General features: G+C 62.4%; 16 protein-coding genes. 6 read left to right on the top strand and 10 right to left on the bottom strand.

Annotation, left to right across the window (positions count from 1 at the left end; genetic code table 11):
• Window positions 1-11 precede the first annotated feature (11 nt).
• Window positions 12-521 carry an aromatic-ring-hydroxylating dioxygenase subunit beta gene (locus OOT33_RS17570; protein WP_307751194.1) on the bottom strand — a complete coding sequence of 170 codons (510 nt, stop codon included), beginning with the start codon at window positions 519-521 and terminating at the stop codon, window positions 12-14.
• Window positions 518-1,768 (bottom strand): Rieske 2Fe-2S domain-containing protein, encoded by a 1,251-nt coding sequence (locus OOT33_RS17575; protein WP_307751195.1) that lies wholly within the window; start codon window positions 1,766-1,768, stop codon window positions 518-520. Before OOT33_RS17575 ends, OOT33_RS17570 begins: the two co-directional genes overlap by 4 nt.
• A 127-nt stretch (window positions 1,769-1,895) precedes the next feature.
• Between OOT33_RS17575 and OOT33_RS17580 the strand changes: the two genes are divergently transcribed.
• Entirely contained in the window at window positions 1,896-2,618 is a 723-nt protein-coding gene (locus OOT33_RS17580; protein WP_307751196.1) for an IclR family transcriptional regulator C-terminal domain-containing protein, read from the top strand.
• Window positions 2,619-2,881: 263 nt separating this feature from the next.
• Here the strand turns inward: OOT33_RS17580 and OOT33_RS17585 are convergent, their stop codons facing one another.
• Together OOT33_RS17585 and OOT33_RS17590 are read right to left on the bottom strand one after the other, a co-directional pair.
• Complete coding sequence (locus OOT33_RS17585) at window positions 2,882-3,583, bottom strand: DUF6118 family protein (protein WP_307751197.1); 702 nt, start codon at window positions 3,581-3,583, stop codon at window positions 2,882-2,884.
• Window positions 3,584-3,593: 10 nt separating this feature from the next.
• Complete coding sequence (locus OOT33_RS17590) at window positions 3,594-4,484, bottom strand: hypothetical protein (protein ID WP_373690599.1); 891 nt, start codon at window positions 4,482-4,484, stop codon at window positions 3,594-3,596.
• Here OOT33_RS17590 and OOT33_RS17595 point away from each other — a divergent pair.
• Entirely contained in the window at window positions 4,464-4,652 is a 189-nt protein-coding gene (locus OOT33_RS17595; RefSeq protein WP_307751198.1) for a hypothetical protein, read from the top strand. The two genes, OOT33_RS17590 and OOT33_RS17595, sit on opposite strands and share 21 nt — an antisense overlap.
• A 269-nt stretch (window positions 4,653-4,921) precedes the next feature.
• On the opposite strand, the gene OOT33_RS17600 is transcribed toward OOT33_RS17595, so the two are convergent.
• From OOT33_RS17600 to istA, 3 genes are all read right to left on the bottom strand, one after another.
• Window positions 4,922-7,267, bottom strand: a complete 2,346-nt coding sequence (locus OOT33_RS17600) for a TonB-dependent receptor domain-containing protein (RefSeq protein WP_307751199.1) — start codon at window positions 7,265-7,267, stop codon at window positions 4,922-4,924.
• 168 nt (window positions 7,268-7,435) lie between these two features.
• The gene (gene istB, locus OOT33_RS17605) at window positions 7,436-8,203 is read right to left on the bottom strand and encodes an IS21-like element ISSsp5 family helper ATPase IstB (RefSeq protein ID WP_063142326.1); all 768 of its coding nucleotides are present in this window, start codon (window positions 8,201-8,203) and stop codon (window positions 7,436-7,438) included.
• Window positions 8,200-9,651 (bottom strand): IS21 family transposase, encoded by a 1,452-nt coding sequence (gene istA / locus OOT33_RS17610; protein ID WP_307751208.1) that lies wholly within the window; start codon window positions 9,649-9,651, stop codon window positions 8,200-8,202. Before istA ends, istB begins: the two co-directional genes overlap by 4 nt.
• Window positions 9,652-10,642: 991 nt before the next feature.
• Between istA and OOT33_RS17615 the strand changes: the two genes are divergently transcribed.
• The 3 genes from OOT33_RS17615 to OOT33_RS17625 all read left to right on the top strand — a co-directional run bounded on the left by OOT33_RS17615 (window position 10,643) and on the right by OOT33_RS17625 (window position 12,792).
• Window positions 10,643-11,557: a hypothetical protein gene (locus tag OOT33_RS17615; protein ID WP_307751200.1), complete on the top strand. Its 915-nt coding sequence runs from the start codon at window positions 10,643-10,645 to the stop codon at window positions 11,555-11,557.
• Between the two features lie 148 nt (window positions 11,558-11,705).
• On the top strand, window positions 11,706-12,410 hold the full coding sequence (locus OOT33_RS17620; protein WP_014194362.1) for a DNA adenine methylase: 705 nt from the start codon (window positions 11,706-11,708) through the stop codon (window positions 12,408-12,410).
• Between the two features lie 217 nt (window positions 12,411-12,627).
• Window positions 12,628-12,792: a hypothetical protein gene (locus tag OOT33_RS17625; RefSeq protein WP_019053931.1), complete on the top strand. Its 165-nt coding sequence runs from the start codon at window positions 12,628-12,630 to the stop codon at window positions 12,790-12,792.
• 10 nt (window positions 12,793-12,802) lie between these two features.
• Here the strand turns inward: OOT33_RS17625 and OOT33_RS17630 are convergent, their stop codons facing one another.
• Both OOT33_RS17630 and OOT33_RS17635 read right to left on the bottom strand, forming a co-directional pair.
• Window positions 12,803-12,952: a hypothetical protein gene (locus OOT33_RS17630; protein ID WP_006954178.1), complete on the bottom strand. Its 150-nt coding sequence runs from the start codon at window positions 12,950-12,952 to the stop codon at window positions 12,803-12,805.
• A 147-nt stretch (window positions 12,953-13,099) separates the two neighbouring features.
• Window positions 13,100-13,345, bottom strand: coding sequence for a helix-turn-helix domain-containing protein (locus OOT33_RS17635; protein ID WP_019053933.1), 246 nt, complete (start codon window positions 13,343-13,345; stop codon window positions 13,100-13,102).
• Window positions 13,346-13,371: 26 nt separating this feature from the next.
• Here OOT33_RS17635 and OOT33_RS17640 point away from each other — a divergent pair, with 26 nt between their 5' ends.
• Window positions 13,372-13,773, top strand: a complete 402-nt coding sequence (locus OOT33_RS17640) for a hypothetical protein (protein ID WP_019053934.1) — start codon at window positions 13,372-13,374, stop codon at window positions 13,771-13,773.
• Window position 13,774: 1 nt separating this feature from the next.
• Here the strand turns inward: OOT33_RS17640 and OOT33_RS17645 are convergent, their stop codons facing one another.
• A complete protein-coding gene (locus OOT33_RS17645; RefSeq protein ID WP_145206857.1) occupies window positions 13,775-17,134 on the bottom strand; it encodes a zincin-like metallopeptidase domain-containing protein in 3,360 nt (1,119 codons plus the stop codon).
• Between the last annotated feature and the right edge of the window lie 2 nt (window positions 17,135-17,136).

The following is a 17,136-nucleotide window of genomic DNA, read 5'->3' on the forward strand; positions in this document are numbered from 1 at the left end:
GATCTCTTCTCTCACAGCGGCAGCGCCAGCAATGTGTCGGTCTGATTGCTGTCGCACACGACGATCCGCTGCTGGAGCAGCACCCCGTCGCCCTCCTCCACGAAGCGGTCGAGATAGCGGCCGGTGGCAAAGACGCTCGTTTCCCCGGTGCGCATGATCCGCGCGACCAGAAAGCCGGTTTCGGCCGAAATCCCGCCCTGCGCATCGACAGCGATCAAGGGTTGCCCGATCAGGTGGCGATAGCTGTGCTGTTCGTAGATATTGGCTTCGTTGAGCGCCGCGATCCGGTCGCGCAGCATGCCGCGCCCTTCGGCATAGATGAGGCCCGCCGGCAGGCCGCGCCGGTGATTGTCGGCGGTGGTAACGACATAGAGGCAGTCCCGCGCGAACAGATCGGGCCAGCCGGCCGCGGCCTCGTCATCGATGATTCGCGCATAGATGGCGTGAAAGTCGCCTAGCTTGCGGAACAGGGCGTCGATGTTCACGGCGCTCGCGGTGTTGACGGCATTTGCAGCGCTCACAGCACCATCTCCCGCCGATAGGCTTTCCAGAAGCCGCGAATCGACGCCTCGGTCACTCGGCTGGCGCTCGACGAAGCGTCGTCGCCGCCCATCTCCATCACCGATTGCGCATCCTGCGCGCCGGCGATGCCCCGTTGCACGAAGCCGCCGACACAGCCGTCCTCCATCGAAACGAAGCCGGCCGGGCCGATGAGATTGGCCTGCTTCAGCCGTACCTTTTGCTGTTCGGGCGTGTCGGTGTCGAAACCGATATAGGTCCAGTTGAGTTCAGTCCGGTCGGTGCCGCGCGGCAGGATCTGCCGCACCGCCAGCGAGTTCTGGATCTGCTGGAGAACGAAGCCGGGAAAGACCGACAGGATCTGAAGCGTGACCCCGTCGCCATAATCGTCGAACCCCTCGAGCAGAGAGGGATCGGCCAACCGGTATCCGCTTTCGGAACGGAGTTTCTGTTCGGCATAGTGCCGGTCGCGCTCGGCGGCGGGATCTATGGCCGAATAGCTGACATGGTTGCCGCCGTCGGGGCTGACGATGATCGCGCCTTTCTGCGACAGCCGGTTAAGCTCGAACGTCGTGAAAAACAGATGCAGGATGGATGCGTGATAGCTGTCCTTCACATTCTCGAAATAGAGTTTCCAGTTGTTCGGCAGCATCTGAGTGAACCGGCCGATGACCACCGGCGTCCGGCCGCCCAGCACGCGCTCAACGCGGCTGAGCACCTCTTCGCCCAGATATTCCTCGATTCCCGGCACGTCGTTCGAAAAGCTACCGAACACCAGCCCCAGCAGCCGCGTCACGCGCAGCTTGCGCGGACCGTGCGCGCTCTTGCAAAAGGATGGGGGCATGCCGCCTGTACCGCCGACACCGCTTTCGAACGCAACGCCCGTCAGATCCCCTTCAAGACTATAGCTCCACGCATGATAGACACAGGTGAAATCCTTGACATTACCGCGATCGGTCAGGGCCAGCAGCGCGCCGCGATGGGCGCAGCGGTTTTCGAACGCATAGATTTCACCATCCTGTCCCCGAGTCACCACGACGGGCTGATCGCCCACATGGGTCGCCACGAAATCGCCAACCTCGACCAGCTCGGCTTCAAGGCACAGATAATTCCAGCTTTCACCGCGGAAGATGCGCTGCTGTTCGCGCGCGTACACATCCTCCCGCTGGAACAGCCAGTAAGGGATACGAGTCAGTTGATCGGGGGTCCACTGCGTGGGCGGCGTCACCGCCATTGGGTTCGATCCCATTGCCATCTCCTCTTGCTTTTGACGTTTTGTTCGCTATTCGCACAATATGTGCGTTATTCGAACTAGTATCGAAAGTTTTTGTCCAATGTCAAGTTCTTCTCCAACATCCCCTCGCCGAGAGGAAACCATGGGCGGCCTGGCCAAGGGTCTGGCGATCATCGAACTGTTCGGCATCGAGCGGCCACAGCTGACGGTGGCGGATGCCGCCAACGGTGCTGGGATGACGCGTGCCGCGGCGCGGCGCTGCCTGCTGACGCTGGAGGCGCTGGGCTATGTCCAGCATGACGGAAAATATTTCACGCCCCGCGCGCGCCTGCGCCGCCTAGGCGGCGTATCCACCTATGTTGACAATGTGGCGGGGCGCGCTCAGCCGCTGCTGGAGCAGCTTTGCGAGGAACTCAACGAACCGATTTCGCTCGCGGTGCTTGACAATATGGACTCGCTTTTCGTCGCGCGCGCCGAGGCGACCCACATCGTGTCGACCGGTGTCGGGCTCGGCGGGCGCCTTCCGGCCTATTGCAGCGCAACGGGACGCGTCTTGCTTGGCGGGTTGGAACCGGTGGAGATCGACGCCTATCTCGACAGGACCGCGCTGCTGCGGCGAACGTCCAAGACGGTAACCGACCCCGATGAACTGCGCGCGTTGATCACTCGGGCGAGGGAAGAAAAATTCAGTTGCTCGGACGAGGAACTGGAACTTGGAATGCGCTCCATGGCGGTGCCGGTTTTCAATTCCGTTGGTGATATCATCGCGGCATGCAGCCTCAGCACATCCGCCGCGCGCGTGTCATTGAAGGAAATGCACGAGCGTTACCTGCCGCTGCTGCGTGCTACAGCCGCCGGAATATAATCATCCTGTTGAGCCACAGCGCCAGCGCTTTGCGCTTGACACGTGGGTGATGCGCGAGGGCACCCGACGCGCTTGGTCTGTTCATCGGCGCACCGAGGAACGCCGCCAGTTCGACGGGCATTGGAAATGATGGAAGCGCGCAATTCATGGCGCAAATCCTGTGGATTAGTCGCCCCAAGATCCGGCGACTTGTCCGAACAAATATAGGCGCAGTGGAACAATTTCTGATCGCGGGTGCGGTGGTGGAGCAATAGTTGATACACCTATTCCGTCGCCGCCTTCACCTCGATCGTACAGCGTGCCGGCTTCCTGGCCTTGGTCGCGGCTTCGCGACATGCCTGGATCGCCTCGCGGTTGCTATCGGCGAGCGGTGCCGCCGCGACGATCAACCGCCAGCTCTCCGGCGCGGCCGTCTGCATCAACCGCTGTCCCGCCTCCCATCGCGTCGGCTCGCCAAGCGCGCGCGTCGCCATACGCTCGGGCCAGTGCCAGCTTGCTGGCATCGTGCGCGCGATCGGGCCGGCGAGCAAGGCATAGAGCAACAGCCCCAGCATTAGGCCGCAAGCGGCCATGACATATAGCCAGCGATCTTGTTGGTCGCCCCGGCGCGCCGATGCAAGCCGGTTGCCGATCTCGCGGGCGGCCTGGTCCAGCGCCGTGCGCGCCTCGGTGACAAGGCGCTGATCCTCGCGGCGCGCACCTGACGCGGCGCTGGCGATCTCGCCCGCCATATGCGCCGGGTCCATCGCCAGCGCGGGACTTTTCCGCATCGCGGCGATCTGCTGCGCCAACACCCCCAGCACCTTTTCGGTGCGCTCAAGCGTCGGCTGATAATCGGGAATGTCGATGGACTCGCGGGCGGCGGTCAGCCCCTCGACGGCGGCGCGCAGCAACGACACCTCGCGCGTGAGTTGTCCGAACGCCCGCGCTGCGCCGTCCTCGCTCTCCCGATCATCCTCGTCCATATTCGTCTCCTTATCGGCTCATGCCGCGATCCCGGCCTATCCCAAGCTCCTGCGTCAACTGACGGCCCAGCTCGCCCCCGCCCATCTCTCGGCCCCGGTTCATGCCGATCTCAAGGCCAAGATCGCGGGTGCGGTCGCGCAGGATCGATTCCACCTGTGGATCGCGCTCAAGGCTTTTCGCCATGCCCGCCATTTCCTTGCCCGCCTTCTCGCGGCCCGCCATGTCGCCGGCGCGATAGAGGCGGTCACGGTCCTGGGAGAGCTGTTGCCAGCGTTCCACGAACCTGTCGGCGCGCAAGTTCGGATCGGCCCGCACCCTCGCCTCCTGCGCCATTGCGTCGAGCATCGAGCCGCTGCGCCCCGCCGCCGCCTCGCGCAACAGGGCAGGATCGCGCTGCATCGCCGATGCGAGGTCGCGCGAGGCTCCCGGCCTCAACTGGTCCAGCGTCTCCGTCGTGCGCTCGAGCGCGACTTTCTGATGCTCCAGCACCGGCCCTCCCGACGCCCGCGCCTGCAACACCGCCTCGGCCGAACGCGATGCCCGCTCGACCGCGCGCGTGAAAGCACGGTCCTCGCCGCGATCGGCACGCGCCGGCGCAGGCTTCGCCGCCTCGGCCGACAGCTTCAACCCGGCGAACATGCCGCGCCGCGGCTTCTGTTCGGCCGCGGCCTCGCGCTCGATCGGCCGCGGCGTGAACCCCGCGAACATGCCCCGTTCCGGCGCTGGCGAAGATCCACGCTCTACGGGCGAGATCTCCGCGCGCGGATCTCGCCCTGGCTCGCGGGGCGCATCCGGCAAGCGGATCTCGCCCGCAAGCCCGCGCCGATCAGCGAAGGCACGAATCTCGGCATCGCGATCACGACTATCAGGGGCGCGGCCATGCCATTCTTCAGGCCGCATCTCAGAACCCAGGAGAATTATCGCGAGCAGGTATCTCCCGAGCTGGTCGAGAAATATCCGGGCCTCTCCACCATGCTCGGCATGCGGATCGGCTATGGCTGGACTGACGGATATCGCGGCGAATATGGTGCTGCGAGCCATGCGATGGGCCGGCACGTTTACGACTGACCACAGGAAGCTTTGCCGGCCGCGCATCGCGCGGCCGGCAAAGAAATTTGTTCGAGGCTGAAAGTCGGGGACGGTCGGGGACGGCTGCTGGCGTTGCTCGACGACAGGAAATCCGAGACAAGGTGCCACGCCCGACACGAGGGCGCACTATGGATGGGGCGACTTCCATACCCCCTTCGTAGGAAGTCTCCCCATCCGCCGCCGGGCCGTTTCGCAAAGCCCGGCTGGTATCATTGCCGCTTAAACGAGGTTGGCTGTCGGCCTTACCACTAGCGGAAGGTCTTCGAGAAGGTCACGCCATATGTTACGGGACGACCCGCGTAGCGAACCACCGCGTCCTGACGGCGCAGCGAATTCACCCAGTAATAGTCGTTCGTGACATTGCGGCCCCATAGCAACAGCTTCCAACCCTTGTCGCGATTTTCGATGCCGGCGCGCAGGTCAAGCAGCGTATAGGCCGGGAGCTGGAAATCGGCTTCGCCCCCGAGGCTGGCATTGGTCTTGCTGCTGTGCAGCACACTGAACCCGACAAAGGGTTCAAGTCCCGAGGTCCCCATCTGCCACTGATACTGCCCATCGGCAGTGAACTGGAACTTGGGGGAATATGGGAAATCCCGCCCGGCAAAATCGATCAGCTGCGCTGACGAGTTAAAGCCGGTCCCGCGCTTGATGACCGCGTCGATATAGGTCCCGGCCACGTTGAGCACCAAACCGTCAACGGGTTGCAACGACGCGCTCGCCTCGACACCCTGCACGCGCGACTTCGGGATATTCACGAGTGCTCCCAAGGCGTTGAAGATAGGGTCCTTGATCGTCCCGAGAAATTGTTTGTCGGCGTAATCATAATAGAATGCGGATCCGTTCAGCTGACCCAGGCCCTCCGGCAGGGTCAGTTTGACCCCGGCTTCGTAGGCGAGCACCGATTCCTGGGTCACCGGCCGGTACTGGATCGATGCCGAAGCCGTGAGGGTCGGGAAGCTGCCCGACTTGAAGCCCTTGCTCACATTCGCATAAAGAAAGGCGCTTGGCGAAATATCGAAGCTGGCGCCGGCTCGCCACGAGATATTATCCTCGTCAAGCTTGCCGGTGACGAGCGTCGGGATGAACGAGGTTGCGGCTGTGGTCCCAACCGGTCCGAGCGTGACGCAGCCACCCCGCGGGATCGGCGTGAAAGCCGGCGTGCCAAAGACCGCGTTATTGAAGATCGTCTGGATCGTCTCAAGCGTTCGTTCAAGGCCGACGTCCCCGCGCACACAGCCCACAAAATCCCGTTTGGCGCTGGTATAGCGGGCCGCTGCCTGGAGCTTGAGGGCATCGCTGACCTGCAGTTCGACGTTCGCAAAACCCGCGATCGTCTCGACGCGCTGTTCGGAAAAGTGCACGTATTCGCTGATCTGTGGCGTTACGCCAGGTATTGTCGGGGTCTGCGACGACTGGCTCACGTCGATCCGTACCTGATCGAAGGCCTTGTCCTTCTGGTAGTTGCCGCCGATGATCCAGGTGAGTGGCCCCGTTTGCCCTGCGAGACGCAGTTCCTCGCTGAACGACCTGATGGTGCCGTTCGTGAAATAGTCCGCCGAACTCAGCGTAAGCCCGTCGGGGTCGTAGGCCGAGTCCGTTTTGAAATGCGAATAGGCGGTCAGCGAAACGAGCGTGATGTCGGGCGAGAGGTCATATTCTCCGCGCGCCGCAAACTGGTAAAAGCGATCGTTCTGATCGGGCAGGCCGGGCTTCCAATCGGCAGCACGGGCATTTGGCGGCGCGAGCGGGTAATTGAGAAGGGCGGGCGATGCGGTGGCCGGCCGCTGCGGCGTGATCTTGACGGCCTGCACCGCAACTGTCTCGCCGCGATCGGAGAAGCCATTCGCGGTCAGGGACAGGCGAAAACTGTCCGACGGCGTGAAATCGATGGTGATGCGGCCATCGATCTTCTGCTCCTCGCCATTTGTGTCGTCGCGCGTGTAGCTTTTCTGCCAATCGCCGCCGAGAACGCCGCGGGCCGCGACGCGAACTGCGATCGTGTCGCTCAAAGGTCCGCTGGCATATCCCTGAAGATCGAAAGTGTTGAACCGCGCATAGGTTGCCGAGAAGCCAGCTTCGGGGGTCGAAGTCGGCTTGGCAGCAATGTAGTTCACTGCGCCGCCCGTGCTGTTCTGCCCGAACAGCGTTCCTTGCGGACCCTTGAGAACCTCGACCCGCTCAAGATCGAGCCCCGCACCCTTGGTCATCGCCGGATAGGCCAAGGGCACTTCGTCGACATAGACCGCGACCGCCGGCGACGCTGCAAGCGTCGCCTCGAAAAAGCCGATCCCGCGGATGGTGTAGACGGGATTTGTCGAGTTGCTCGGCGTATAATTGAAGCCCGGCACCACCTTTACGAGGTCGGCCGTATCGACCACGCCGCGCGTTGCGAGATCCTCGCTCCGAAAGGCGGTGATCGACATGCCGACATCATTTATGGATTCACTGCGCTTCTGAGCCGTGACGACGATGTCGCCGAACTGTGCGTCGGCTGCGGTGCCTGATGCCGGTTCTTCGGTCGTTTGCGCGTGCGCACCGCTGGCAAGAGCGCATGTCGACACGCCCAGCATTAGGGCAAAGGCTTTCATATTCATAATCCCCTCCTTGCAGAAACTCGTAAATACGGTTTCGGTCTGGTTTGTCAACGGCGGAGCAAAAGTCGGCCATTCGGCGGCGTAAAACCAGGCCATCGTGTTACATGCCGGGGGGAGTGGCGTGAGGGCGTAGCCCGAGGGCCACTCCCCCCGGCATTGGTGTAATTTTCAGGGTCTGGTTTTGGCCTTGCGGGCCCGGCTGTGCGCGAGGCGATAGCTTTCGCCGTTCATCTCGAGGATGCTGACGTGATGGGTCAGGCGATCGAGGAGCGCGCCTGTGAGACGCTCAGATCCGAAGGTTTCGGTCCATTCGTCGAAGGGCAGGTTGCTGGTGATGAAGGTGGAGCCGCGTTCGTAACGCTGGGAGATCAGCTCGAACAACAGTTCGGCGCCGGTCTTGGAGAGCGGCACAAAGCCCAGTTCGTCGATGATGAGCAGCTTGTATCCGGCCATCTGCTTCTGGAAGCGCAGAAGACGGCGCTCGTCGCGGGCCTCCATCATTTCGCTGACCAGCGCTGCCGCGGTGGTGAAGCCCACCGACAGTCCTTTCTGGCATGCTGCCAGTCCGAGCCCCAACGCTACGTGCGTCTTTCCGGTGCCTGATGGCCCCAGAGCGATGGCGTTCTCACGCCGCTCGATCCACTCGCAGCGCGCCATCTCGAGCACCTGCATCTTGTTGAGCCTGGGGATGGCGGCGAAGTCGAAGCTGTCGAGGCTTTTGACGGCGGGGAAGCGCGCGGCCTTGATGCGCCGCTCGACCATGCGACGCTCCCTGTCGATCATTTCCATCTCGACGAGGCGGGCGAGGAAGCGGATATGATCGACGCCTTCAGCGGCACATTGCCGCGAGAGATTGTGATGCTCACGCAGGCACGTAGGCAGCTTGAGCGCCTTGAGATGGTGAGCGAGAAGGATCTCCGGGGCCTGATCGCTCATGCGGCCTCCTGCCGGTCGGAGAGCAGGCTCAGATAGGCTCTGGCAAAGGTCTTCTCGACCGTGGTGCGTGGCAGGAAGGGATAGACGTCCAGGTCCAGCCTGGGCGGTACGCGTTCGATCCGGCACAGGACGAGGTGCTTGACGGCATCGAAGCCGATGGCGCCAAGATCGATGGCCTGTTCGACCGCCGCCTGGAGATCGGCGAGGGTGAACGTTTCCAGCAGGCGCAGTACCTGCACATATTCGCGCCTGCCATGTTTGTGCATGCGCCCTTCCATCAACCGCTGCAGTGTCGTGAACGCTTCGGGCAGGTCCCAGCCCTGCAAAGGCGCAGCCTGGTCGAATGCGTTGATCTTCTGCTCGATCAGCGGGAGATAATGGAGCGGGTCGAAGACAACCTCCTCGCGGGCATAGCAACGAGGATGACGGGCGATGACTTCGCTGCGGCAGCCGATCACCACCTCATCGACATAGGCCCTGATCCAGACCTCCTGATGGCCCCAGGCCACCGGAACCGAATAATCGTTGGTCCTGTAGCGCACCAGGGATTGCGAGGAGACCCGCCCGCCTTTCTGATCGCAGGCCTCGAAGGGTGTAGCGGGCAGAGGCTGCATGGCCGCGAGATCGCGCTGCAGCCGCTCACCGATCGTCTCGCTCTGCCCGCGCACCTTGTCCTGCTGGCGCTTGCGGCATTGCTCCTCCAGCCACAGGTTGAACGCCTCCCAGGTCGGGAACTTCGGGATCGGCACCATGAAGTTGCGCCGGCAATAGCCTACCAGCCCCTCCACATTGCCTTTCTCGTTCCCCTTGCCCGGGCGAGCATAGCGGTCGCGGATCACGTAATGTGACAGGAAAGCGCTGAACAGCGTGGCACGCTGCCGCGTGCCGTCGGGCAGGATCTTCGTCACAAGGCAGCGATCGTTGTCATAGACGATCGAGCGCGGTACCGCGCCGAAAAACGCGAAGGCATGCACGTGTCCGTCCACCCAGGCCTCCGCCACCGCCGCCGGATAGGCCCGCACATAGCAGGCATCACTGTGCGGCAGATCGAGCGCGAAGAAGTAGGCCTTCTGCTCCACCCCGCCGATCTCCACCAGCGCTTCCCCGAAATCGGCCTGCGCATCTCCCGCAGGGTGCGCCAGCGGCACGAACATCTCCCGGCTGCGCTGTTCGCGCTCCCGGATGTAATCCTTGATGATCGTATAGCCGCCGGTGAAACCATGCTCGGTGCGCAAACGGTCGAATACCCGCTTCGCCGTATGGCGTTGCTTGCGCGGGACACTGCGGTCACCCTCAAGCCATCCATCAATGATCGCCACAAACCCGTCCAGCTTCGGGCGCTGCGGTACGGACTGGCGCCGGTAACCCGGCGGCGATGAAAACGACAGCATCTTGCGTACCGTTTCGCGCGACACATTGAAACGCTTCGCCTTGAGCACCTGTTCCACCAAAGCCTGGGAACCGAGCGGTAAATCCGAGGATTTGAATTCGGATACTAATCGCGCGCAGCCGTCGGCCCAACTTCGCCTCAACTCCGTCAATCGCTCCGACAGGTCGCCTGTGCGACCATCAACGGCTGCCTGGGCCTCTCGCTCGAGTTCGGCGGCAGCGCGCAGCACGTGCACGAGCTTTGCTTTCATGGGCTCAGGCAACTCGGGTAAATCGCCATGGGGATGGCTGCCGGAGGCCATCATGGCCTGGTTCCGTTCCGAAACCTCCTCCATGATTCTGGCATAACGCTCAAACCCGGGAAAGCGGTCACACAGATCGCGTAACGCCCGGTCGCTTGCAGTGGTGTAGATGGCGTGCAGGTCCTGCATGTGGCCGATCATATGATTGGCCAGCGCGATCCCGGTGATTCCCTGCGCTTCAAGCTGGCGGACCCGCAGGTTAATGGCGGCAGCGATCCGGTTGGCATCGGTCATCTCGCACCCGTCCTTTCGCTGCAGCATCGTGAGCACGTCGCCTTCGACTGGAGGCAGCACCGCGTGATTGCAAGCGTCGTGCGGAGCGGACCATGCCTGCGGTCTGTCATGGCTTAGCAACCTCACAGGTCGAAAGGGCCACGAAGTCGCAACGTCATGGCGTGTCCGCGATCCTGCGCCGATCTGCAACAACTCTGCTTTCGGGTCGCGCACAACCCGCCGTTGTGTCCGAAAGTGCGAAAGCCCGGCCCTGTGTCGGGCTTTCTTATATTCGTGCTAGACCACGCTCCAACAAATAGTTCTGGTTCTCATAGACGCCTGCGTCTATGCCGGATCTGACAGAGGAAGCGGGATGGCATTGGAACCTATCAGGGTATTGGAGTTCGCGGACGCCGATCGCGCGGACGTGCAACGGCGCGTGGTCGATGCCGTGCAAGCTGCGCCCGAACGGTTCCTGACAGACTATGCGGCCCGACCCGGCACTTTCGGGGGGCGCTACGTCTGTGCGGACGCCATGAAGGAGCTGCTTCCCGAATATACCGCCTCAAGAGAGGCCCGCGGCCGATACAACGCGCCCGTCCACAATGCCGCGGCCGTTCTGGCGGCCGAACAATACCGGCGCGTAGTAGCCGACAGCTCCGATCCGGCCCGCAACCTGGTGCTGTTCGTAACCGGGATGCCGGGGGCCGGGAAAACCTCTGAAATCCAGTATGCGGCGCTGCATGAAGGAAACCGGCTCGGCCGTGACGTGCGCGCGATCTTTGAGGGCCAGCTTGTCGATCCGCAAGCGAGCATCGCCAAGGTCGAACAGGCATTGAGCGCCGGATGCAGAGTCGGGGTAATAGCGGTGTTGCCTCGGCCAGAGGAGGCGCTTGCGCACACGTTCCAACGCTTTGAGGAGCTGGGCAGGGGCGCGAGCGCGGCCGTGATGGTGCGTATTCAGGAGGGCACGCCTGACGGCCTAGAGGCCCTTCTAGGTCGCTTTGGCGATCAGATTTCGGTTGCGGTCCATGACGTGCGCGATCGTGCGAATGTTCATCGCCTAGAAGGCATGGACGGTGTAAATATCTGGCGGAAGGAATTGGAAAATGGACCTGTCCAAGAAAGGCTTGAAAGAGAGTTCGACCGGCTCAACCAGCTCGGCCGCGTCAGCGCCGATTGCGCCCTCCAATTCAAAGGACAGTCTCCCCACGGGCAACTTTACGCGATTGGAGGCCCTGATGTTGGTGGGAGCCTCGCACATGGCGACGGACGAAAAGCTACGCCGGAAAGTGGCCGAACGTCTCTCCTGAACGCGGCGCGGGGAAGCTCGCTCGCCGGACTCTCCGACGCCCTCAAAACAGGCCAGAGCGAAGGCGACGGCAAAACCAAATCCAACGAAATCGGCCACGGCCTGCCTAAGCCGCCGTCGCCCCGGCGTTCCAGATGAACGCCCCCAGCCCCAACCTTCCGTTTGGTGTTAGCCGGGGAGCGTTGCGAGGGGCTGGCCCCTTGCTGTGGGGGTCGAGCGGGACGCTGGGCGGCCCGATCGCAGGGGGACGCTTCCCCCGCCTGCCCCTTCTTTTCCAGTAGGTGCCATGACCGGCTATCTCGGCTCGAAACAGGTTTCGGGCGCATATCAGGCTGTGATTGCCAATATGCCGCCGCACGATACCTACATTGAGACGCATCTAGGCTCCGGCATCGTCCTCCGGCGCAAGCCTCCCGCTGCCCGCTCGATCGGCCTCGAAATTGATCCGGCTACCTTTGAGTGCTTCGGCTCGATCGCGGCAGAGGAATCGAGCGCGTTCGATGGCGCGGCCGTCGAAACCTACAACGTCGATTGCCTCGCCTTCCTGCGCGATTTCGACTTTTCGGCCGCTGGGCGCGTGCTGATCTATGCTGATCCGCCCTATGTCCTCGCCACGCGCTCCCATCCGGGCACGCGCTACCGCTATGACTATACGGACGCGGACCATAGGGAACTGCTGGCCGTCCTCGATGCGCTGCCCGCCTCGGTGATGATTTCAGGCTATCCCTCGTCCCTGTATAGCGAGCTGCTGCCCGCGCCGCGCTGGCGCGTCCTGTCCTATCAGGCCATGACGCGAGGCGGGCCGCGCACCGAATGTCTATGGATGAACTATGCGCCCGATGCGGCGCATTGGGCCACCCATGCCGGGGTGGATTTCACCGATCGCCAGAGGATCAAGCGCAAGGCGGCACGTTGGAAACGCATGTTTAGCGAGCTGCCTGCGGGCGAGCGAATTGCGATCCTCGCCGCGCTGCTGGAAGTGGACTCATAGCAGGCCAGCACCGCACTCGTTGCCGTTGTGAAATGATTAACCAAAGCATCCTAGATCAGCCCTGCGACCCGAAGAACCTTTCTCGATCATTTAGGTTCTTTCACTGGACCCGGCTGCATTAGCTGTCGGGTCCATCTTTTTGCGCCCCCAGCTCGTCCACCAACATTTAACCAAGGCGGGCAAGGGTCCGATTACCGCTCCTGTGTCAAAAGAGGCGATGAACGGCGATAACAACAGGCCCTTTTCGCGCGGCGATTTGTCGGCGCTTCTGCTGCTGCTGTTCACGCTCGCCATGATGGCCTATAATTATTCGCATCCAGAGTGGGCGAGCCAAGGCGGCATATGGGCCTACATTGTTCCCCGCCACGGGACAGCATCATAGGCGTGCGCGCCTATCCGATGACTGAACGGACAAAGCGGACGATCGGCGGCCCAACGCCCGCGAGGAAGGCAAGCCCGGTAAGCGCCAGCAATCCCCAAAACTCGATGTGGATAAGCAAGTCGCTGCCGGTATCGTCGTTCGGATCGGGCCATTCCTTCATGGCACCGGATGATTACGGCTCCGGCTCGATGCTGCAACCTCCTAAGCCAGCAAGGAGGCTTCACCGGCCCGCATCATAGACGGGAACGTCTATGCCACCGGCGACATAGACGCGGGCGGCTATGCTGCAGCACATAGACAGCGGCGACTATGCTTCAGCGGCCAACATTTCCGAGACAGGGCACCCGATCGCGTCCGCGAGCTGCGCCATAACATCCAAGGTCGGATTGGCCTTCCCGTTCTCGATAAACGAAATGTAGGAAGCCGTGACGCCGGTTTGCTCATGCAGCATCGCTTGCGACATTTTGAGGGCCTGCCTCCGCGCCCTCAACCGCTTCCCGAATAATTTGCTCAACGGGTGCGCCATATCGTCCAAACGTAGGTATATTGCCATTCTGGAACCTGCTTCGGAGTCGGGTGATGATGGACTTGAACGACGAACAATATCACCGCCTCCAACATGCTATAGCCCTCACGCGCGAAAGCCTCGCTATCGCGGCGGAGCTGGGCGACGATCTATCAGCCTTCCAACTGAAACACGCGCTCCATTCGCTGCATTACATTAGCGAGCTAGAGGCCGAAGGCCATGACGATCGGGAGCCTGTCACCCTGACCGTGGATGAAGCGAAGGCCCCGCGAACTGCGAGAACAATGCGAGACACGGACTTGAGCGATGAACAATATCGCCGCCTCCTCCACGCTATAGACCTCGCACGGGAAAGCCTCGTTATCGCGGTGGAGATGGACGACGACATAACCGCCTTCCATCTCAAAACCGCGCTCCGTTCCCTCGACTATTCTAGGAAGTTGGTTTCCGCTTGATCTAGCGTCGAACGCTGCGGCGCTGGGCCGGTTGATCGTCTCCGATAACCGGCCCGGAACGCTTCCTTTCGCGTTCGTCGTCCAGCTTGATCCGGGGAGCCTCCCGCTCCTGCTGACGCGGGTTCTCGATCGCCGCCCTGATCTGGCGCACCGCGCCTTCACGGCCCAAGCGGCTGTTCTGCTGCAAGTCGTTGAAGTCGGTGAAGCGTGCCGGGTCGGCCTGCTGCTCGCCGGGGGCGAAGGTCGGGAAGACCGGAACGCCGTTCACGGCCTGCGCCGCTTGGGTCGCCTTCTCCTTGCCGGGATTGTAGCCGAATTTCTCCAAGACGCGCTGATCGTCCTCGCCCATGATGAAAATCGGCTTGTCGGGGTAACGCTCGCGCAACGCGGCTGCGACGGCGGGGAGGTTGCCGGAATCGAACGCCGCGACGGTCGCATGGTCCACCACGCTAGAGACGGTCGCCATCGTCGCGTAGCCTTCGCCAATCATAATGCGCGGGGCCTTGTCGAGCGCGGCTAGTGCGGCCTGCGGCGTCACGCCCCCGTTGACCACATGGAAACAGCTTTCCTTGTGGCTCTCCTTCGCAAAACGCTTCGTGCCGTCTTCCTGAATATATTGCGTCGTCCAGTGCTTGCCGCTGGTGTCGATCGCCGGAAGGTGGATTGTAGTATCGCTGGCGCTGGCGAGCGCGCCGATCGTCGGCGCAATACCCTTCCTCTCCATGTAGGGCGTTGCCTGCTCGATCTGACGGCATTGCGCGGCGCGCTGCTGCACGCGCTCGGCCGTCGCATCATATGTCGCCGCCCGCTCCCGCTCGCGCTCCTCTCGCTTGGTGGCGGCCTCGGCGTTCAACCGGGCCTTTTCCTCCTCGCTCAACGTGTAGCCGGTGCTTTTCCATCGCATATCCAGCCCCGAACGGTTGTTCTTGATGTAGCCCGCTGGGTGGCCATCGGTGAAGGCGACATAGAAACCCGCCGCCTCGCCCTTTCCATCGCCCTGTGCCGGAACGCGGTGGGTCTTGCCGTCCATCATCGGGTGCCCTGCGGGAACCTCAAGGCCAAGAGATTTCATCGCGTCGGCAAATTCGACCTCCGGGCTTTTCGCCTCCTTCTGGCGCGGCTGATTGTCTATTTTCCAGCGCGCCAGCTTCTCCGGGTCCGCGCCCTCCGGCGCATACCAGCTCTTGCGAGCGGCATCCCATTTCGCGCCGTTGGCTTTGGCAAGGGTTCGTTCGCCATAAGGCACCGCCAGATATTCGCGTGCCTGTCGCGGGGTTTCCTGCATCGTTTGCCCTTCCTGCGGCTGCTCCGGGGCCGTGGGGCGCTGCGCGCGCTCGCCGGGGAGCGATTGGCCTAGATCTCCTGCGGGTGCCTCTACGGCGCTTGAAAGCCATTTCTGGAACGGCTCGACATTAGCGCCTGCCGGAACATACCATGACTTTTCGGCCTTATCCCATTTCGCGCCCAAGGCTTTCGCCTCGTCCTTTTCCCGATAGGGGACCGCAAGATATGTGCGGGTGGAAGGCTCTGGCGCGGCGTCCCGCTGGTCGGTCGCGGCGATGCCCAAGGGCGGCGAATTGACCGCATAGAGAGGGGCCAAGCCCTGCCGCTCGCGGCGCTCATCGGCATATTGCTCGGCCTTCAAATTGACAAGGCGGGCAACGTCCTCCGGGTTCTGGTCGCGGCCGTCAAAATCGGTGATCTGGTTCGGCCCAAGCGACAAGGCGATATAGCGGCGGCGTTCGCTATCTGCGGAATAGCCCGCCATAAGGTTTCGCTCGCCGTTCGGGGTTATCATCGTGCCGATCGGCCCGACGCCCTCAAATTGCCGTCGAACGGTGTGCATCGGCCCGCCACTATCAACCGGCTCCCAACCGTGCTTGTCGATCAGCGCGCGCAAAGTGCGGTCGGAATAGTGCTGCTGCGGCTCCGGTATAGGATCGCCTATGGCGGCAACGGCCCCGGCTGCGGCGGCCCATCTGTCGCCGCTATGGTCTGTCAGCCGCTCGACCGTAAACCCGGAGGCATTGAGCGCCGCCGCAAGCCCCGGTCTGGCGAAGGCGGCCTTTATACGCTCGTCCAGCTCCATATTGAGGTCGTCGGATATTACTAGGTCCGCTTCCTCGTTCCCCTCGAAATGGGGGCCGTTCTGCCACTCCTCATAGGCTTGAACAGTCTTGGCCATGTCCGCGACCGCAAGCCGATCGCCCTCATCAAGATCATTCTGGCGATACTCCTGCGCCTGCTGGAAGTCTGGCGGTAGAGTAACGCGGAACCTGTCAAAATCCTCGCGCGTGGCAGGCCGGATTTGATCTAGCGGACTGGCATAGAATGGCCCGTTAATCGGGTTGCGCCCGTCTATATTGCTGGCAAGAACGCCCAACATCGCCATGCCCGGCTGCTGATAGCAAAGCGTATTTTCGTTGCTGACGAAATATTGCGTATGGTCGTGTGCCTGCTCGACCTGCTGAACCTGTTTTTGTTCCAGCGCCAGAACATAGGTATGAATCTTCTCGGCGTCCGATGCGGCACGGACAATCTCAAGCGGGTCTTCCTCAAGGACTTTGATCCATGATCCGACATAGGCCGCGTGCTGCTCCGGGTCGTGGCCGATCTGCAATTCCTGCCCGGTTATGAGGCTCGCAATCTCGGCCCGCAATTCTTCGCGGGCATAGCCTTCCGAACCGAACGGGTGCGCCAAATCCCGGTCAAGGCGGTTGGGGTGGCCAGTCCAGTGCCCCAGCTCGTGCAGCGCCGTGGCGTAGAACCGATCCGCGCTCGGAAACTGGCTCCGCAACGGCAAGGTGATGCTGTCGGTCGAAGGCCGATAATAGGCGCGGTCGCCCGCTTCCTCGGTGATTTTCGCGCCCGACGCCCGCAAGATGGCCTCGGCCCGCTCCACCGGATTCCATTCGTGCGTAGTGGTGACGATCGGGGCAAGCCCGTCGATCTGCTCGGCGTTGAACACCACGGCATAAAACGCACGGGGCCGCTCAAGCTCGACCTTCTCTTTCCTCTGGCGACCCTCGGCATCCAGAACGGGCTTACCGCTCTCGTCCCGAACTACCCGCTCCTCCTCGAACTGCCAGTATTGGACAAGGGAGCCTTTCTCGCCCTTCCGCACCTGTGCGCCTTGGGCTGCGGCCTGCTTGTATGTCAGCCAGCGATTATCAGCCCGGCCCTCGGACATGAGATTGAGGACATTGACGCCGCGATAGCGTTTCCCCGTGGTGGGGTTGAACGGCAACCCGCTGCTGCCCGTCGCCTCCCAAGGCTTTTGCCAAGGGGCGGTGCCCTGCTTCAACTGCTCTATCAGCTTGTCGGCAACGCGCTGGTGAAAAGGTATCTTGCCCTCGGCCATAT

Origin of the sequence: Sphingobium sp. DEHP117 (assembly GCF_030867385.1) — a bacterium.
Taxonomy (GTDB): Bacteria; Pseudomonadota; Alphaproteobacteria; order Sphingomonadales; family Sphingomonadaceae; genus Sphingobium.